The following is an 18,172-nucleotide window of genomic DNA, read 5'->3' as shown; positions in this document are numbered from 1 at the left end:
TGTTCCTTAGTTGACTTTGCGACGCAGGTAATTCAGCAGGTCGATGCGGGTGATCAACCCCAGGAACTGCTCCCCGTCGACCACGATGGCGACATGACCCTTCTCGAAAACCGGCAGCAGCGCCTCGATGGGCGCCGTCACCTGGAGCATTTCCGGCGAGGCGATCATGGCGGTCGAGACCGGATCGCGGAATTTCGCACTGTCGGCGTGCACGTGCAGGAGCACGTCCGATTCGTCGAGGATGCCGACGAGCCGATCGTCTTCCATCACCGGAAGCTGCGACACGTCGTACAGCTTCATGCGGTTATAGGCTGTGATCAGCAGGTCCTGCGGCTTGACCACGACCGTGTCCCGCTGCGCATAGGGGCGCAGGATCAGGTCGCGCAGGTCGCCGTGCTGCTCGCGCTCCAGGAAGCCGTTGTCCAGCATCCAGTAGTCGTTGTACATCTTCGACAGGTACTTGTTGCCGGTGTCGCAGACGAGCGTGACCACGCGCTTCGGCGTGGTCTGCTCGCGGCAGTACTTGAGCGCCGCGGCCAGCAGCGTTCCGGTCGAGGAGCCGCCCAGGACGCCCTCCTTCGCCAGGAGTTCGCGTGCGGCGAGGAAGCTTTCCTTGTCGCTGATGGCGTAGGCTTTCTTCACCATCGAGAAGTCGCTGATCGAGGGCAGGAAGTCCTCGCCGATGCCTTCGACCATCCAGCTGCCCGATTTCTCCGAGAGGGTGCCCTCGTTGATGTATTGCGCGAGGATCGAACCGACCGGATCGGCCAGCACGATTTCCGTGCTCGGCGAATGCTCGCGCAGGTAGGCGGTGAGGCCACTCATGGTGCCTGACGAGCCGCAACCGACGACGATCGCGTCGACCTTGCCGCCGAGCTGTTCGAGGATTTCCGGCCCGGTGGTCTGGACGTGGGCCAGCGGATTGTCGGGGTTGCCGAACTGGTTGATGAAATACGCCCCAGGGGTTTCGCGCGCGATGCGCTCGGCCATGTCCTGGTAGTACTCGGGATGCCCCTTGGCCACGTCGGACCGCGTCAGGACAACTTCCGCGCCCATGGCCTTCAGGTTGAAGATCTTCTCGCGGCTCATCTTGTCGGGCACCACGAGCACCAGGCGGTAGCCCTTCTGCTGGGCGACCAGGGCGAGGCCCAGCCCCGTATTGCCCGCCGTGCCCTCGACCAGGGTGTCGCCCGGCTTGATCTTCCCGGCGCGCTCGGCGCCTTCGATCATCGAGCGGCCGATGCGGTCCTTGACCGAACCGCCGGGATTGGCGCTTTCCAGCTTCAGGAACAGTTCGCAACGGCCCGCATCCAGGTGTTGGGCGCGCACCATCGGGGTGCGGCCGATCAGTTCGAGGATGCTGTCGTGAACACTCATTGGAACTCCGTGGTTGATTCGGCGCGATCCCGCGATCGCGCCCGTTGGGCCACATGATAAAGGGTGCGCCACTGAACCGATGCCCGGCTTCTCGGCCGAGCCAAAACGGTGTATGGACCGGCTGGCGGACGGGTCGGTTCCGTAAACGGGCGCCGTCGGGCGCGGACAACGCGGAACATGTAGTGCTGTGGCGAAGTTTCCTCGCCGCCATGGCGGCTCCTACAGGGGGCGGTGTGGCGAAAAAAAACGGGCGCCCGAGGCGCCCGTTTTTCATCATGTTCGGCCCGGCCGGGCGTCAGTGTCGCGACTGCTGCCAGCGGTCCCACATTCGCTGGAGTTGCTCCTTGGCCTGCAGCTTCTCCCGCTTCATCTGGGTGAGAGTCTCGTCGCCCAGCGCCAGGCAGCCTCGGCCGGCGTCTTCGAGCTTGGAATCGAGCTCCTTGTGGCGGAAATAGAGACGGCGAGTCTCGGCATCGGCATGGATGAACTTCTCGACGTCGTCACGCTGCTGGTTTTCGAACATATCGATCTCCTCGCGGTGGGATCGGTCCGCTGCGGACCGGTCGTGAGGGGAGCCATGCGGGCACGATCCGCGCATCGGCGGTCGGGGAATGGCGATGCTATGTGCCTGGGTTGACGTACGCATGCTCCGGCAGGACCGCCACGTGTTTTTTCCGTGACGGGAGGTCCAAGCTACTCCGCTGTCGGGGACCTCGCAAGAGCGATTTTCCTCAAAAAATCGCTAAAAAATAGTTGCTGGCGCAACGGTTTACGTAGCAGGTGCCGCGCCTTGCGGGAGCCGCTTCAGCGGCGAAGCTATCGCCGCTGAAGCGGCTCCCACAAGGGCTTAGTGCCCGCCCTTCTTCGGCTTTTTCTCCGGCGTCGAGGCCGGGGCACCGCCGTCGGAGGAGTTGATGTCGCGCATGGCGCGGGCAGCCGCCTCCGCCAAAGCGGCCTGCTTCTTCGCCGCGTTGGCCACGCGAGCCTGGGCCGCTGCGACCTGGCGAGCCTTCTCGCCCTCGGCCTTGGCCTGCTCCAGCGCCTGCGAGTACTCCACACCCTGCTGCTGCAGGCGGGCGGCCTCTTCCTGGATCATCTGGTTCTGCGCGCGCTGCTGCTCGAGCTGACGGCGCGCCATTTCGGCGTCGAGGCGGCTTGCCTCGAGCAGGATGGCGTCGTGCTCGCGGTCCAGTTGGGCGCTTTTCACCTGGGCGTCCTGGTACTGGGCCATGGCCTTGGCGATGTCCACACGGCGTTCCGCGATGTAGAGGTAATGCCCGTGCAGCTTGTCCTTAGGCTTGAACTGCGCCATCTGGCCGATCGCCTCACGCGCGCGGGCCTGTTCGGCCTGCGCGTAGCCGCCCAGGGCCGGGTCGGCCGAGAGCTGGTCCAGGCTGGAAGTGAGGCGCCGGACGTCGAGGTCCTCGGTGGCGGCGATGGCCGATCCTGCGGAAACGGCAAGAACCAGGGCCGAAAGGAGGATGGTGGAGCGCTTCATCACTGGCCTCCCTGGTTGTTCAGCGGCTGGGTTTCGCCGCCGGCGGGCGGCGGCGTGGTTTCGACCGGCTCGGGCAGGACGGTTTCAGTCTCCTGCACGTTGTTCGGGATAGGCACGGTGTCGTTGGCGTGGTTGTCGATCATCTCCACGCGCATGCTGGAGTTTTCCTTGCTCTTGGCCGTGTTCTGGGCCCGGGCGGCACCCAGGCGGGCCTTCGCGCGCGCTAGTTCGCTGTCCGCCCTGGACTCGTCGGCCAGCAGGGCGGCCTCGTCGTACTTGCGGCTGGCCATGGCCGCCTGGGCCTGGCGGAATTTGCTCTGCGCGTAATCCAGGTCCACCGGCGCATAATCGGCGGCGCCCGCGTCGCGCGCTGCCTGCAGCTGGGCAAGCGCCTGGTTCATGGCGCCGTCCGGCGGCGGCACGCTGGCGCAGCCAGCGAGGGTGGCGATAGCCAGGGCCAGGGAGACCAGGCCAATGAGCCGACGGCCCCTGGACAGGGCCTTCGACGGCAAGATGTGCACCATCACTCGTTCCTCGTACAGATTTGCGAGATATTGTCGATATACAGGTCAGTGAGACCGTCTTCTCGATTGTAATGCGAACGCCCGGGGGTTTAGGTGGATATCGGTTATTTCCTGAAACTAATGGTGGACAAGGGCGCGTCGGACATGTTCCTGACGACCGGCGCCCCCGTGAACATCAAGGTGGAAGGCAAGCTCTACCCGCTCGGTAACACCGGCCTGCCCAGCGGCATGGTCAAGAAAATCGCCTACTCGCTGATGGACGAGGGCCAGGTGCCGCAGTTCGAGCGCGACCTCGAACTCAACATGGCCCTGGCCGTGAAGGAAGCCGGGCGCTTCCGCATCAACGTGTTCAAGCAGCGCGGCGAAATCGGCATGGTCATCCGTGCCATCAAGAGTGAGATTCCGTCGCTGGAGGAACTGCGCCTGCCGGCCATCTTCCGCGACCTCATCATGGAGCCGCGCGGGCTCATCCTCGTGGTGGGCGCCACCGGCTCGGGCAAGTCCACCACCCTGGCGGCCATGCTCGACCACCGCAACAGCAACAGCTCGGGGCACATCCTCACCATCGAGGACCCGATCGAGTACCTGCACCGGCACAAGCGGTCCATCGTGAATCAGCGTGAAGTGGGGCTCGACACCCACAGCTACCACGAGGCGCTGAAGAACGCGATGCGCGAGGCTCCCGACGTCATCATGATCGGCGAGATCCGCGACACCGACACCATGGAGGCAGCCATCTCGTTCTCGGAGACGGGCCACCTCTGCCTGGCCACGCTGCACTCGAACAACGCCGACCAGACGCTGGAACGCATCCTCAACTTCTTCCCGGAATCCGCACACAAGAACGTGCTGATGAACCTGGCCCTCAACCTGCGCGCGGTGATCAGCCAGCGCCTGGTCATCGGCAAGGACGGGCGCCGCATGCCGGCCACGGAAGTCCTGCTCAACACCCCGCTCATCCGCGACATGGTCCGCCGCGGCCAGATCCACGAGGTGAAGGACGCCATGGACCGCAGCCTCCAGGAAGGCATGCAGACTTTCGACCAGTCCCTGTATCGCCTTTACAAGGAGGGGCAGATCACGCTCGACGAATGCCTCAACAAGGCGGACTCGCGCGACGGCCTGGCGCTGAAGATTCGTTTGTCGGAAGGGGCTTCCGGAAGCGAGTTCGCGTCGAGCGACCCGTACGGCATCGGGGTCTGACACCAACCTGTGGGAGCCGCTGTAGGAGCCGCTATAGCGGCGAGAAGCCTACGAAGCCGTGAAGCGGTGAGGCAGGCTCCCTTCGCGAGAAGCAACGAAGCCATGAAGCGGCGAGGCAAGTCCCCCTCGCCGCTATAGCGGCTCCTACACGTTCTTCGGCGCGTCTGGCTGAACTTCGGGCGCGGCGCGTTGGAAAGCCTCCAGCCCCTGGCAGGCGTCCACCACCCGCCGGATGGTCGGGTACGGCGTGAGGTCCACACCCCAGCGCACGGCGTTGTAGTACTGCGGCACAAGGCAAGCATCCGCCAATCCGGGGGTATCGCCGAAGCTGAAGCGACCAGCCGTGCCATCGGCCAACAGCTTTTCCAGCCCGTCGAACCCATGCGCGATCCAGCGCCTCGACCACGCCTCCTTCGCCGCCTGGTCGGCACCGAACTCACTCTCCAACGCCTTCAGCACCCGCAGGTTGCCTAGCGGATGGATATCCGTACCTACGGCCTGCATGAGTTCGCGGACCTTCGCCCTTCCCTCCGCGTCCCGGGGCATCAGCGGAGGCTCGGGACGGGTCTCGTCGAGATACTCCATGATTGCCATCGACTGCCGAATCACCTTTTCATCGTCGACGAGGGTGGGAAGCTGCGCCTGCGGCGATACGCTGCGGTATGCCTCCTTGAGGTGCTGCCCTCCATCGTTGACCAGGTGCACCGGGCGGGCTTCGTACTCGAGCCCCTTGAGGTTCAACACGATGCGAACACGATAGGCGGCGCTGGAGCGCCAATAGGTGTACAGGGCAAGGGACATGCGGGCCTTCCTCCGGAGCGACGGAGGATTCTAGCGGCGCCCCGGAAGAAAGCCTTGCCGCGGTGCCGCGCGAGGCCGATTTGCGCCCATCCATCCCTGCCACGGACAATAGCGGTCTTCCGTCCCTGAGCTGGAGCCCATCGTGTCCGTCATCCGCATGCAAGACCTCGACCTGCGCGGCAAGCGCGTGCTGATCCGCGAAGACCTGAACGTTCCCGTCGAGGACGGAAAGATCACCTCGACCCAGCGTCTGGACGCCTCGCTGCCCACGATCGTGGCCGCACGCGACGCGGGTGCGAAGGTCATGGTGATCTCGCACCTCGGCCGGCCGAAGGAAGGCCAGTTCGACGAAGCATCGTCGCTGAAGCCGGTGGCCGAGTGGCTCGGTGCCAAGCTCGGCAAGGAAGTGCGCCTCGTGCGCGATTACCTCGACGGCGTGGACGTCGCCGATGGCGAGGTCGTGGTGCTAGAGAACTGCCGCATGAACGTCGGCGAAGGCAAGGACGACGAAGCGCTGGCGAAAAAATACGCCGCGCTCTGCGACGTCTTCGTCATGGATGCCTTCGGTACGGCACACCGCGCGCAGGCCTCCACGCACGGGGTGATCCGCTTCGCTCCCATCGCCGCCGCCGGCCCCCTGCTCGCGAAGGAACTCGACGCACTCGGGAAGGCGCTGGAAAATCCCGACCATCCGCTGCTCGCCATCGTCGCCGGCTCCAAGGTCTCGACCAAGCTCGAACTGCTGCAGAACCTCGTCAATCGGGTGGACCAGCTCATCGTGGGCGGCGGCATCGCCAACACCTTCATCCTCGCCGCGGGCCACAAGGTCGGCAAGTCGCTCGTGGAGGCGGATCTGCTCGACACGGCGAAGAAGATCATGGCCGATGCGAAGGCGCGCGGTGCCGAAGTGCCCGTGCCGACCGACGTCGTCGTCGCCACGGAATTCGCCGCGACCGCGAAGGCCACGGTGAAGCCGGTCGATCAGGTCGGCGACGACGAGATGATCCTCGACATCGGCCCCGACACCGCCAGGCGCTACGCGGACCTTATCGCGAAGGCGGGCACCGTCGTGTGGAACGGCCCGGTGGGCGTGTTCGAGTTCGACGCCTTCGGCAAGGGCACGGAAACGCTCGCGCGCGCCATTGCCTCGTCCAAGGCGTTCTCGATCGCAGGCGGCGGCGACACTCTGGCCGCCGTCGACAAGTACGGCATCGAGGACGGCGTCTCCTATATTTCCACGGGCGGCGGCGCGTTCCTGGAATTCCTCGAGGGCAAGGAACTGCCGGCCGTGGCCGCGCTGAAGGCACGGGCGGAAGCGAAGTAATGCTCGTCCTGTTCGACCTCGACGGCACACTCATCGATTCCGAACTCGGCATCCTCTCCGGCGTGCGCCATTCGTTGGCCAGCGTCGGGGCGGAAGCACCCGACGACAGCGTGCTGCGCTCCTGGATCGGTCCACCCCTGCGGGTGAGCTTCGGCGCTGTGCTCGACGGCGACAGCGAACGCGTGGAAGCCGCCGTCGAAGCCTATTCGCAGCGCTTCCGCGAGGTCGGCTGGTCCGAACACACCGTCTACGAAGGCGTCGGCGACATGGTCACTGCCCTTGCCGGCGCCGGCCACCGTCTTGCGGTGGTCACCAGCAAGACGCGCGCACACGCCGAACCGATCATCGGGCACCTGCCCTTCGGCCATTTGTTCGAACGGCTTTATGCCCCGCCGCCCAGCACGGCGCACAGCGAGAAAGCGGAAATGATCGCCGCTGCCCTAGCCGACTTCGGCCACCCGGCCGACGACACACTCATGATCGGCGACCGGCTCTTCGACATCGAGGGCGCGGTTGCCAACGACGTGCGCGGTGTCGGCGTGCTGTGGGGCTTCGGCGATCGGGAAGAGCTGGAAGGTGCCGGCGCGTGGAAGGTGGTGGAGGCGCCTGCCGAGATCGTGCTGCTGGCCGGGGAAGTCATCGCGGGGTGAGTCGGGTTTACGCGCGAGCGGTTACTCGCGCGGATGACCTACACGTCCGTTCGGCATTGGCCGATGTTCTGACGGGACGGTGTTGTCTAGTTTCGGTGGACGCGCATACGCGTACCTCCGGAGACACCTCATGAAGCCCGTGCTGGTCGTGTTCGCCGCCACGTGCGGCGTTATCGCAGCCGAGTCTGGTCACGCTTCTGCGTGTAACGGCGCGAAGGCACAAGCCGTTCCGCCATCGCAGTCCACAGCACCCAATGTCGGAACGTCGGGGATTCCGCCATCGACCAGCGGCTCAGCCGACGCGGGTAAAGACGCCTCGCAGACTTCGTGGGAGTCGCCATTGGCCCGTGATGTCTCGAATGCGCGTCGTGACAATCCATATGCCGCGCATACCTCCGCACAAACGAGCTATCCGGGACTAGCCGCTCGAGTTTTCACAAAGGCCACCATCTTCGCGCTGACAGCGACCGGAAAGGTTTCAGGCGCCGGACGCGATACCACTGGCGACATCGGAAAGCCCCCTATTGGCATTCACAACGGTCTTCGACGACCAGCCATACAGGGACGGATCAAGTAGCTGTGTCTCCGCTTGCAAGCACCATCAACGAAGCACGCCAACGCGTTGTGTGCATACGTCGCGTTTTCTGGCGGGTATTCCTTCCATTCGCCGTCACGCGCCTGCTGATCCTCGTCGTCTTCTCGTCAGCACCAGTCTTCTTCAACACCCCGACAGGTCAACGGGCCCCGGACGGGACTGCTGTGGTTAAGCTGACTGGCGCACAGATCCAAGAGTCAGTTACCCGCCTCGCGATCGTCAACGATGCCGCGTGGTATCACTCCATTGCACGGGATGGATATGAGAAGCGACCCTTCGACACAAGTCGACAAACGAACTGGGCGTTTTTCCCACTTCATCCGATGATATGGCGGTCGGTGGCGGCAGCCACTGGCGAGTGGATATGGTCGGGCGTTCTCACCGCCAACGTTTTCTTCTTCTTGGGGCTTGTACTTCTCTGGCAACTCGCCATCAGGTTCACGAATGACGCTCGCCATGCGGACGGTGCGGTGCTGTTCGCATGCATTTGGCCAACCAGCTATTTCATGTCGCTGCCTCTATCCGAGTCCCTGTTCTTTTTGACCGTCTGCGCATCGCTCCTGGCGGCATCGGCAGGAAAATTGAGGGCCGCGGGCGTGTTGGGAGCCTTCGCTTCCGCGGCCCGCTTCAATGGAATATTTCTATTGCCGGCCATAGCCGCTGGCTGGCTCAAGGGTGAACGCCGTTTAATGGACCTGACGGGCCTCGCGTTCATCGGTGGTGGTCTGTTGATGTACATGACCTACCTCTGGTTCGTTACAGGGAATCCACTGGCATTCAAAGATATCCAGGTGTCTTGGGATCGCCACTTGAGTGCTCCATGGTCCACGCTGCTCGACTACCTCGGGCAACCACATAAGATTGCGAAGCCGTGGAACTTCCAGACATTGAATTTTTCAATGGCGATCCTCGCGATTTTCAGCATAGTCAGTTGCTGGCGACGTGGCTGGCACGAGTTGGCGCTATTCACTGCCTTGACGCTGTTGGCTCCGCTATCCACTGGTACGCTCACATCACTTGCGAGGTACCTGAGCGTGGCACCAGGCATCTTCCTCGCCCTCGCCGCATGGACAGAGCGCTTCCCAAGACTTGGCCAGTGGCTGATAGGCGGCTTCTGCTTCGCCTTTGCCCTCATGTGCGTACTTTTCGCGCAGGGCGTCAACGTCGCTGGTGCCTAACGGCGCCTACAAGGCTTCGCGTTTACCTCCACACATTCGAACGCATGCACCTGATCCAAGCACATCAAATTTCTCCTTAGTCTCTCCGAACGCCGAAGTGGCGTGCTTCAACTGAATTTGGAGAATTAATTTAATGTACTCGAGAAAAATCCTTGGGGCTGCATTGCTTATAGCGACTGCTTGCGTCTCTCTACCAGAAGCGGAGGCAGCGGTTCTCAAAGGTGGCGAATCATTGGGACCTGGCCAGCGACTCTATTCGGAAGACGGGCGCTACTTTGCGACATTGCAAACCGATGGCAACTTCGTGGTCTACCGTGCTGACGGACAAGTTATCTGGGCAACCTACACTCATGGGCGGGGCGTGGTCCGCGCCACGATGCAAACGGATGGAAATTTCGTTCTTTACGATAGCAACGGACATGCCACTTGGTCGACCAGGACCAATGGGCCATGGCACATGTTCACCGTTAGCGAGCACGGCCAAGCGATGATCTTGACTCCTAAAGACTGGTGGCAATCCAAAACCGGCAACAATCACTTCGCTCAAGGTACCCTATGGCTTTACTTTCAAACCGGGCGAAATCCATCGAACCGGAGGACCGCACACCCTCGCGTTCCAACATGACGGAAACATGGTGCTTTCGCGTCATGGCCAACCCATATGGATATCGAATACCGGTGGCGCGCAATTGGCCCAGATCAATTATGGCTTACGGATTTCCCAAGGAAATGAAATACGGTTCCAAGCCAGAGCGCGTTACAAAGGTCTGCCATCGCCCGGTACGGCGCTCGAATTCAAGCTCGGATATCTTGCACTGTTCCCCAACGGCAATCTCGTCGCTTATCGCGCCGTACCAGTTTGGGCGACCAAGGAGTATGACCGACAACCGGGTTTCTTAGGCGACGGCCCGTACTGCGTAGGCAATCCCCACGCTTGCGGCAAAAAGCTCCACGAAAAGCTCCACCACGGCACCTGACGCAAAGAGGCCCCCTTTCGGGGGCCTCTCGCTATCGCTTGTCCAACGCCTTACTTGATGACGCTCTTCACCGCATCCACCACCGCCGTGGTCGTGATGCCGAAGTGCTCGTACAGCTTGTCGATCGGTGCGGAAGCGCCGAAGGTGGTCATGCCCACGGCCTTACCGTCGAGGCCGATGTACTTCGCCCAGAAGTCTTCGCTGGCCGCTTCCACCGCCACGCGCGCACGGCACCAGGAGGGAAGCACACCCTCGCGGTATTCGATCGGCTGCGCATCGAATTCCTCCGTGCAGGGCATGGAAACGACGCGGACGGGTACGCCCTGGTCACCGAGAGCGTGAGCGGCCTCGACGGCGATGCCCACTTCCGAACCCGTGGCGATGATGATCGCCTTGAACTTCTCGCTCGGTTCGAAGAGGACGTAGCCGCCCTTTTCGATGTCCGCGACCTGCTGCTCGGTGCGCGGGTTGTGCTTGAGGTTCTGGCGCGAGAACACGAGGCAGGACGGATTGCCGGCGCGCTCGATGGCCTTCTTCCACGACACCGCGGATTCGACGGCATCGGCGGGACGCCACACGCGATTGTTCGGAATGAGGCGCAGCGAGCCCAGGTGCTCCACCGGCTGGTGGGTGGGACCGTCTTCGCCGAGACCGATCGAATCGTGCGTGTACACGTGGATGGCATGCGCGGGAATCAGCGCCGACATGCGCACGGCGTTGCGCGCGTAATCGGAGAACACCAGGAAGGTGGCGTCGTACGGAATGAACCCGCCGTGCAGCGCAAGGCCATTGGAAATGGCGCTCATGCCGAACTCGCGCACGCCAAAGTGGATGTAGTTGCCTTCGCCACCCGCGGTGGCAACGTTCTTCGAGCCCTTCCAGATGGTGAGGTTCGACGGAGCCAGGTCGGCGGAGCCGCCGATCAGTTCCGGCAGCAAGGGGCCGAATGCATCCAGCGCCATCTGCGACGCTTTGCGCGACGCTACCACCGGGCCCTCGGCCTGCATCTTCTTGATGTAGGCATCCACGCCGTCCTTCCAATTCGACGGCAACTCGCCGGCGAGACGACGCTTGAATTCGGCGGCGAGTTCCGGATGCGCCTTCGCATAGGCTTCGAACTTCTCGTTCCAGGCGTTTTCGGCCTTGGTGCCGGCGTCCTTCGCGTTCCAGGAGTCGTACATCTCCCGGGGAATCTCGAACGGACCGTACTTCCAGCCCAGCTTTTCGCGCGCGGCCTTCACCTCGTCCGGACCGAGCGGCGCGCCATGCGACGACTCCTTGCCTTCCTTGTTCGGCGCGCCAAAACCGATCACCGTCTTGCAGATCACCAGCGACGGCTTTTCGCTCTGCGACGTGGCAGCCGCGATCGCCTTCTTGATGGCGTCCGCGTCGTGGCCGTCGACCGGCTTGCCGTCGTCGCCCAGCACCACGTTCCAGCCGTAGGCGCGGAAACGTGCCGGCGTATCGTCGGTGAACCAGTCGTGCACTTCGCCATCGATCGAGATGCCGTTGTCGTCGTAAATGGCGACGAGCTTGCCGAGCTTCAGCGTGCCCGCAAGCGACGACACTTCATGGGAAATGCCTTCCATCAGGCACCCGTCGCCGATGAACACATACGTGTGGTGATCGACGATGTCGTGACCCGGACGGTTGAAGCGCGCAGCGAGGATCTTCTCGGCGAGCGCGAAACCGACGGCGTTCGCCAGGCCCTGACCGAGGGGACCGGTGGTCGTCTCGACGCCGGGCGTGTGGTGGTATTCCGGATGACCCGCGGTGCGATAACCGAGCTGACGGAAATGCTTGAGGTCCTCGATGCCCAGGTCGTAGCCGGTGAGGTGCAACAGTGCGTACTGCAACATCGAGCCGTGGCCGTTCGAAAGCACGAAGCGGTCGCGATTCGGCCAATGCGGATTCGAGGGGTTGTGGTGCAGGAAATCGCCCCAGAGCACTTCGGCGATGTCGGCCATGCCCATCGGCATGCCCGGATGACCGGATTTGGCGGCTTCCACACCATCCATGGCCAGGGCGCGGATCGCATTGGCGCGTTCGCGGCGTGTCGTCATCGGCGTTCTCCAGTAAGGGGCGGCGGAAAAAACGCGATTGTCGCGCATTGCCTGCCTGCTTGTCGTGGACGAACCGACCGCGCCTTTGAAGTTAACCCCGCCTTAATGTTTTGACCCCGTTTTTTGAATCTCTTCAGGTTGCAGGGACTCTAATCGACCACGGTCATCGACTTCCCCCTCCCCTTCAATGGTCGGTGGCCGCCCCGAAAAAAAGAGGAACATTCCCATGAAAAAGGCAGCTCTTGCCCTTGCAGTCTCTTGCGTCTCGCTTTCGGCCATTCCGGCCTTCGCCCAGGACAGCAACCCCGCCGTGAGCGGCAACTATCAGCCCAGCCAGGCCGTCGGTAGCGGCAACTGGTTCATTGGCGCCAACGTCGGCCGTACGAACGGCAGCGACACCGGCGGCTTCGGCAGCGACACCAATGGTTTCAACTTCCTGCACGGCGAGAAGGGCCGCCGTACGGGCTACGGCCTGCTCGGCGGTTATCGCTGGAAGGTCGGTCCCGACCTCGGCCTCGGCGTCGAGGCCGGCTACGCGGACCTCGGCAATTACCGCGTAAAGAACGTTTTCGAGTCCGACCAGGACGTCAACCAGAAGTCCACGCGTAACGCCCTGCGCGGCTGGATGGTCGGCGTGAACGGCAAGATCAACCTCGTGCCTCAGTGGTACATCAGCGCGCACGGCGGTTACTTCCGCGCCAACGACAACAACCAGAACTACAACAACAGCGTGGGCCAGGACCTCGGCTTCTCCAGCGGCGGTCGTGCGGATCGCGGCAGCTGGTACGCCGGCCTCGGCACCGGTTGGGACGTGAACGAGCACTTCGGCGTCGGCGTCTCGTACGACTACTTCCACGCTGATGCCGGCAAGGTGCGCAACAATGCCACCGGCGAAGTCTCGCGCGGCCTGAAGCGGTCCACCGGCATCGTCTCGCTCGCGGGCGAGTACCGGTTCTAAATCGTTAAATCCAACGGTTGAGCCACGGCACCACCCCTGCCGTGGCTTAATCGTTTCTTAATACTGAACTTATCGGTATTGAATCTTTCCCACCCCGCCCAATCTATCCCTTCACGCACGGCACCCCCGCTCGTGCGCCAGCGCGCAAGGCATTCCCCCAATGGCCGTGCGCGCCGCGAAGAACAATAAGCAGGAGAGATCCACCATGAAGAAGACCCTTATCGCCCTCGCCCTTGTTGCCGCCGGCGCTGCCGCGGCGCCCGCTTTCGCGCAGGACGCCAATGGCGCGGGCGGTTGGTTCATCAACGGCAACGTCGGTCGCACGTCGGTCGACAAGGGCCGCTACGACGGGCACGACACGGGATATGCCCTCAATGGCGGTTACCGTTGGGCCGTCAGCCCGTGGGCTGCGCTCGGTGTCGAAGCCGGTTACAACGACCTGGGCAACATCAACGCCAAGAACTTCTTCAACGGCGATCGCGTGGTCGACCGCAGGAAGTCGGAACTGCACGGCTGGACGGCCGGCGTGAACGGTCATTTCAACATCGATCCGCAGTGGTATATCAGCGCACGTGCGGGTATCTACGGCTGGAAGGGCCACGGCACCAGCAACAACGACATCGACCGCCGCGACCTCGACAAGACCAGCTGGTACGCCGGTGCGGGCGTGGGCTACGACTTCAGCAACAACTGGAGCCTGGGCATCAACTACGACCACTACGACGCGAAGAAGGACGGCCTCGACCTGTCGACCAACATGACGTCGATCTCGGCGGAATACCGCTTCTAAGCAACATCGGGAATGTGGGAGCCGCTACAGCGGCGAGAAGCCCACGGAGTGAAGAAGCGGCGAGGGGATTGCCCCTCGCCGCTTTTTTATGTGGGCCCGCTGTAACGGCGAGGCAGATTGTCCTCGCCGCTATAGCGGCTCCTACAGGAGGCCGGCGCTTAGCGCTTCTTCCACTGGCCCAGCGCAGCGGCGCCGTTTTCCTGGGCACGCGCGTAAACCGCTTTCTGCGCTTCCGCCACGTTCTTCTGCTGGTCCTTCGACCAGATATTCAGCGCCTCCGCCACCAGTGCACGGCCGTACGAGAAGCTGACCGGCCACGGGTGCGGTCCCATCTGGTTGATCAGGTTCAGGTGCTCGGTAGCCTGCTCGTCGCTCTGGCCGCCGGAGAGGAACACGATGCCCGGCAGCGTGGCCGGCACGCACGACTTGAGCACGCGAACCGTGGCGTCGGCGACGTCTTCCGCGGAAACCTGTGCGTCCTTCGGAGCATATTTGCCCGGGATCACCATGCTCACCTTCAGGATGGTGCCCTCGAGCATCACGTTCTGCTCGTACAGCGCGTTGAACAGGCTGCGCAGCACCGCTTCGTGCACTTCATAGCTCACGTCGATGTCGTGCTTGCTTTCCGGATCGTCCATCAGGACTTCCGGCTCGACCATCGGCACGAGGCCGGCTTCCTGGCACAGCGCCGCGTAACGCGCCAGCGCATGCATGTTCGCCTCGATGGCGGTGGAGCTGGGATTGTCCTCGGTGATCTTGATCACCGCGCGCCACTTGGCGAACTGGGCGCCGAGCTGCGCATATTCCTTCAGGCGGTCGCGCAGGCCGTCGAGGCCCTCGGTCACCACGTCGCCCGGGAAGCCGGCGAGCGGCACCGGACCCTTGTCCACCTTGATGCCGGGAATGATGCCGGCCTTCTTCATGGCCTCGACCAGCGGCACGCCGTCCTTGGTCTTCTGGCGAATCGTCTCGTCGAACAGGATGGCGCCCGAGATGTGCTCACCCAGGTTCGGGGTGGTCAGCAGCAGCTCGCGATAGGCGCGGCGGTTTTCCTCGGTGTTCTCGACGCCGGCGGCTTCGAACCGCTTCTTGATCGTGCCGGTCGATTCGTCGACGGCAATGATGCCCTTGCCCGTGGCCACCATCGCCTGCGCGATCTGTTCGAGGTTTTCGATGCTCATGACAACTCCGTGGAAGTAGTGGTATGCCCCGCGAGGCAACGTGGTACGAATGCAAAAACCGGCGGAGTATAGGGGAATACCCCGCGAAAGCCGTTGTGCGGCGCGATCAACTGGTCTGGTCGTAGCCCGACAGCTTGCACTGGTCGAGTACCTTCTTCTTCGCAGCGGGATCGTCCGGAAGGTTGAAGCCCGCGACGTAGTACGTCTGCACGGGCACGGCGGTGCCGTTCTGCGAACCCTTCACGTAAACCAGCTGCTTGACGATGCTCACACCCACCTGGCCGAGATCCCCATCCGGCACGACTTTCTCGATCCGGGGATTCTGCGTGCGCCCGTCGGAGCCGATCATGTAGCTGACGGCGGCGCAACCGGGCTGGTTGAGGTTCTTCCCGGTATTGGGCACATCCACGTCGAGCGACTTATTGGTGAGGTACCAGTAGCCGGTCAGGCGTTCCGGCGAAACGCGGCGGAGGGTCTGCGCCGTGGCGGTGCCTGCGGCGAGAACGAGGACGGCGGCGATGGCGCCGGTACGGAGGCTGATGCGGATCATGACGCCCTCAGGGATGGTCGAGGGCACCGAGTTTACTCCGCCGGGGGGATACGGCGCGTGTGAATTCCTGCGGTCACTGTGGGAGCCGCTTCAGCGGCTCCCACACAGGCATCGATTCCGCCCCTCAAAGATCCCGCAAGCTGTCCGCGATACCGTCCTCGCCGATCATCAGCAGCTTCAGCGTGTTGGTGCCACCACCCCGGCCGATGTGGTCGCCGTGCGTCAGGATCACGCGGTCGCCCTTGGTGAGCTTGCCCAGCGCGAACAGGTGCTGGAGCGCGGCGCGGGCCGTGTGCGCGGGGTCGAGGTTGCTCTGCTCGAAATCCACGGGCTGCACGTCGCGCAGTACCAGCATGCGCCGGCGGGCCATGCCCGAAGGCGACATCGCGTAGATGGGCACGGCGAAACGGTAGCGCGACAGCCACTGCGCGGTGGCGCCGGATTCGGTCAGCGCGACGATGGCGCGAACACCCACCTGGGCTGCGAGCAGCATCGCCGCGAGTGCGATCGCCTGGTCCGAACGGTCCAGCGAATGCGTGCCGGGGCGCAGGTCGTCGCGCGGCTCGAACTGGCGCTCCGCGCCCAGGCAGATGCGGCGCATGGCGGCCACCGCCTTGTCCGGGTGCGCGCCGGCGGCGGTTTCCTGGGAGAGCATCACAGCGTCGGTGCCGTCGATGACGGCGTTCGCCACGTCCAGCACCTCGGCGCGGGTCGGGATCGGGGCGGTGACCATGGACTGGAGCATCTGTGTGGCAGTGATCACCGAGCGGTTGCGCATGACCGACTCGCGGATGATCTTCTTCTGCAGGCCGGGCAGTTCGGCATCGCCGATCTCCACGCCAAGGTCGCCGCGAGCGACCATCACCACGTCGGATGCGTCGATGATCTCGCCGAGCACGGGAATGGCATCGGCGCGTTCGATCTTGGCGACGATGGCGGCGTCGCCGCCAGCCTCGCGCAGCAGGCGCCGGGCTTCATTGAGGTCGTCGGCCGAGCGCACGAAGGACACCGCCAGGAAGTCCGCCCCCATTTCGGCGGCGAGCTTGATGTCGTTACGGTCCTTGTCGGACAGCGCGGCCACGCTAAGGCCACCGCCCTGGCGATTCAGGCCCTTGCGGTCGGAGAGGCGGCCGCCGATGGCGACGCGGCAACGGATCTCGCTGCCCACCACTTCCACCACGGAAAGGGCCACCAGGCCATCGTCGAGCAGGAGGATGTCGCCCGCCGACACGTCTTTCGGCAGGTCGTAATAGCTGACGCCGACGCGTGACTGATTGCCCGGAGGCGCGTCGGGACGGCAGTCGAGCACGAAGCTGTCGCCGGTCATGAGGTCGACCGGACCGCCGGCGAATTTCTCGATGCGGATCTTCGGGCCTTGCAGGTCCGCCAGGATGCCCACCTCGCGGCCGACGGCATCGGCCGCGGCGCGCACCGCGGCGGCGCGGGCGCGGTGATCGTCGGGCTGACCGTGCGAAAGATTGAGGCGAACGACGTCCACGCCCTCTTCGAGGATCTTCTCGAGCATGCCCGGTGCGTCCGTGGCGGGCCCGAGGGTGGCGACGATCTTGGTGCGGCGTACCTGGATATCGGTCATCGATGTCTACCTTGTATGGAATGCGGCGCGGATCAGTCCAGCGTGGAATTGAGCAGGTCGGCGAGGCGCTTGCCGGCTTCCCGCAGGCGCGTTTCCGCCACGGGGAGGTTCTTCGCCACGTAGGCGTCGTCGATGCGATGCCCTTCCGGATAGAAGCCGCGGCCGGCCACGATGTTGCAGGATTCCTCGGCCCACTGCGCGTATGGGTTGTCGAGCGGGGCGATGGGGCGCGGCAGCTTCACCTTCCCCTCGGCGGCCAGGCGGTCGGCGTAGGCCTGCCATTTGAGGTCGCGGGTGTAGAGCATCTGCGAGTCCCAGACGCGATGCAGGTTCGTGCCCTTGCCGTCGAACTGGACCTGGTACTCGTTGCCGCCCTTGTCGTCGCGATTCCCGGCGTGCAGTGGCTGGTGCACGTCGCCCACGAAGTGCACGACGAACTTCAGCGCCTCGGCACGCTCCGCATCGGAGTGGTGGCGGTCACGCAGGATGGCCACGTATTTCTCGAGGCCTCCGACGACACAGCGGCCATCTGCGCAGTCGCGCGGCGGCACGTAATGGCATTTGTCATCGCGGATGTTGACGTAGTGGAGCGGCCCGGTGGCCTTGCCCAGCGCCTCCTTGCCCGGCATGTCGCGCAGATGGTCGGGCCAGCTCGCGATGTCGGGGAGGGAATCGGAGCCGTCCACCCGGAGCAACCGCGTCACTTCCGCCTTGGCGCCCGGGTCGAGCTGTCGCCAGGCCAGTTCGGCCACGATGCGGTGCCCGATGTCGCCCCAGGCCTGGACGGTGCTGGCGAAGGCGGGAATGGCCAAGGCCAGCAAGACGGCGATGCTGCGGCGCTTCAGGACGGCTCTCATGGGACAGTAAACGTTTCCGGGCGGTGGAACGGTCAAGTGTGCCACAGCCGGG

Annotated in this window: 17 protein-coding genes; 7 read left to right on the top strand and 10 right to left on the bottom strand. The window is 63.8% G+C overall.

Features of this window, described 5'->3' with window-relative positions; all coding sequences use genetic code 11:
• Positions 1–6: 6 nt before the first annotated feature.
• The 4 genes from ACPYOD_RS08460 to ACPYOD_RS08445 all read right to left on the bottom strand — a co-directional run bounded on the left by ACPYOD_RS08460 (position 7) and on the right by ACPYOD_RS08445 (position 3,399).
• Positions 7–1,377: a pyridoxal-phosphate dependent enzyme gene (locus ACPYOD_RS08460; RefSeq protein WP_481301296.1), complete on the bottom strand. Its 1,371-nt coding sequence runs from the start codon at positions 1,375–1,377 to the stop codon at positions 7–9.
• A 295-nt stretch (positions 1,378–1,672) separates the two neighbouring features.
• Positions 1,673–1,900 carry an HP1242/YdcH family protein gene (locus tag ACPYOD_RS08455; protein WP_481301295.1) on the bottom strand — a complete coding sequence of 76 codons (228 nt, stop codon included), beginning with the start codon at positions 1,898–1,900 and terminating at the stop codon, positions 1,673–1,675.
• A gap of 324 nt (positions 1,901–2,224) precedes the next feature.
• Positions 2,225–2,875: a DUF4398 domain-containing protein gene (locus ACPYOD_RS08450; protein ID WP_481301294.1), complete on the bottom strand. Its 651-nt coding sequence runs from the start codon at positions 2,873–2,875 to the stop codon at positions 2,225–2,227.
• Positions 2,875–3,399, bottom strand: a complete 525-nt coding sequence (locus tag ACPYOD_RS08445) for a DUF4398 domain-containing protein (RefSeq protein WP_481301293.1) — start codon at positions 3,397–3,399, stop codon at positions 2,875–2,877. Before ACPYOD_RS08445 ends, ACPYOD_RS08450 begins: the two co-directional genes overlap by 1 nt.
• Before the next feature lie 93 nt (positions 3,400–3,492).
• On the opposite strand from ACPYOD_RS08445, the gene ACPYOD_RS08440 reads away from it, so the two are divergent.
• Positions 3,493–4,602, top strand: coding sequence for a PilT/PilU family type 4a pilus ATPase (locus ACPYOD_RS08440; protein WP_481301292.1), 1,110 nt, complete (start codon positions 3,493–3,495; stop codon positions 4,600–4,602).
• A 144-nt stretch (positions 4,603–4,746) separates the two neighbouring features.
• Here ACPYOD_RS08440 and maiA read toward each other — a convergent pair whose 3' ends face one another.
• On the bottom strand, positions 4,747–5,403 hold the full coding sequence (gene maiA / locus ACPYOD_RS08435) for a maleylacetoacetate isomerase (protein ID WP_481301291.1): 657 nt from the start codon (positions 5,401–5,403) through the stop codon (positions 4,747–4,749).
• 142 nt (positions 5,404–5,545) lie between these two features.
• Here maiA and ACPYOD_RS08430 point away from each other — a divergent pair, with 142 nt between their 5' ends.
• The 4 genes from ACPYOD_RS08430 (at position 5,546) to ACPYOD_RS08415 (ending at position 10,127) form a co-directional block, all read left to right on the top strand.
• Positions 5,546–6,727: a phosphoglycerate kinase gene (locus tag ACPYOD_RS08430; RefSeq protein ID WP_481301290.1), complete on the top strand. Its 1,182-nt coding sequence runs from the start codon at positions 5,546–5,548 to the stop codon at positions 6,725–6,727.
• Positions 6,727–7,377, top strand: a complete 651-nt coding sequence (locus tag ACPYOD_RS08425; RefSeq protein WP_481301289.1) for an HAD hydrolase-like protein — start codon at positions 6,727–6,729, stop codon at positions 7,375–7,377. The genes ACPYOD_RS08430 and ACPYOD_RS08425 overlap by 1 nt, the downstream gene beginning before the upstream one ends.
• A 579-nt stretch (positions 7,378–7,956) precedes the next feature.
• Positions 7,957–9,150 carry a hypothetical protein gene (locus tag ACPYOD_RS08420; protein WP_481301288.1) on the top strand — a complete coding sequence of 398 codons (1,194 nt, stop codon included), beginning with the start codon at positions 7,957–7,959 and terminating at the stop codon, positions 9,148–9,150.
• Positions 9,151–9,782: 632 nt separating this feature from the next.
• On the top strand, positions 9,783–10,127 hold the full coding sequence (locus tag ACPYOD_RS08415; RefSeq protein WP_481301287.1) for a hypothetical protein: 345 nt from the start codon (positions 9,783–9,785) through the stop codon (positions 10,125–10,127).
• Between the two features lie 50 nt (positions 10,128–10,177).
• Here the strand turns inward: ACPYOD_RS08415 and tkt are convergent, their stop codons facing one another.
• Complete coding sequence (tkt, locus tag ACPYOD_RS08410; RefSeq protein ID WP_481301286.1) at positions 10,178–12,190, bottom strand: transketolase; 2,013 nt, start codon at positions 12,188–12,190, stop codon at positions 10,178–10,180.
• Between the two features lie 226 nt (positions 12,191–12,416).
• On the opposite strand from tkt, the gene ACPYOD_RS08405 reads away from it, so the two are divergent.
• Together ACPYOD_RS08405 and ACPYOD_RS08400 are read left to right on the top strand one after the other, a co-directional pair.
• Positions 12,417–13,148, top strand: coding sequence for an outer membrane protein (locus ACPYOD_RS08405; RefSeq protein ID WP_481301285.1), 732 nt, complete (start codon positions 12,417–12,419; stop codon positions 13,146–13,148).
• A 205-nt stretch (positions 13,149–13,353) separates the two neighbouring features.
• A complete protein-coding gene (locus ACPYOD_RS08400; protein ID WP_481301284.1) occupies positions 13,354–13,938 on the top strand; it encodes a porin family protein in 585 nt (194 codons plus the stop codon).
• 158 nt (positions 13,939–14,096) lie between these two features.
• Here the strand turns inward: ACPYOD_RS08400 and ACPYOD_RS08395 are convergent, their stop codons facing one another.
• The 4 genes from ACPYOD_RS08395 to ACPYOD_RS08380 all read right to left on the bottom strand — a co-directional run bounded on the left by ACPYOD_RS08395 (position 14,097) and on the right by ACPYOD_RS08380 (position 18,120).
• Positions 14,097–15,119: a class I fructose-bisphosphate aldolase gene (locus ACPYOD_RS08395; protein ID WP_481301283.1), complete on the bottom strand. Its 1,023-nt coding sequence runs from the start codon at positions 15,117–15,119 to the stop codon at positions 14,097–14,099.
• A gap of 106 nt (positions 15,120–15,225) precedes the next feature.
• The gene (locus ACPYOD_RS08390) at positions 15,226–15,669 is read right to left on the bottom strand and encodes an energy transducer TonB (RefSeq protein WP_481301282.1); all 444 of its coding nucleotides are present in this window, start codon (positions 15,667–15,669) and stop codon (positions 15,226–15,228) included.
• A gap of 124 nt (positions 15,670–15,793) precedes the next feature.
• Positions 15,794–17,263 (bottom strand): pyruvate kinase, encoded by a 1,470-nt coding sequence (gene pyk / locus ACPYOD_RS08385; RefSeq protein WP_481301281.1) that lies wholly within the window; start codon positions 17,261–17,263, stop codon positions 15,794–15,796.
• Positions 17,264–17,295: 32 nt separating this feature from the next.
• Positions 17,296–18,120, bottom strand: coding sequence for a S1/P1 nuclease (locus tag ACPYOD_RS08380; RefSeq protein ID WP_481301280.1), 825 nt, complete (start codon positions 18,118–18,120; stop codon positions 17,296–17,298).
• Positions 18,121–18,172 lie beyond the last annotated feature (52 nt).

This window comes from Luteibacter sp. HAY1-4A (assembly GCF_056755355.1).
This window is presented reverse-complemented; position numbering and strand designations above follow the sequence as displayed.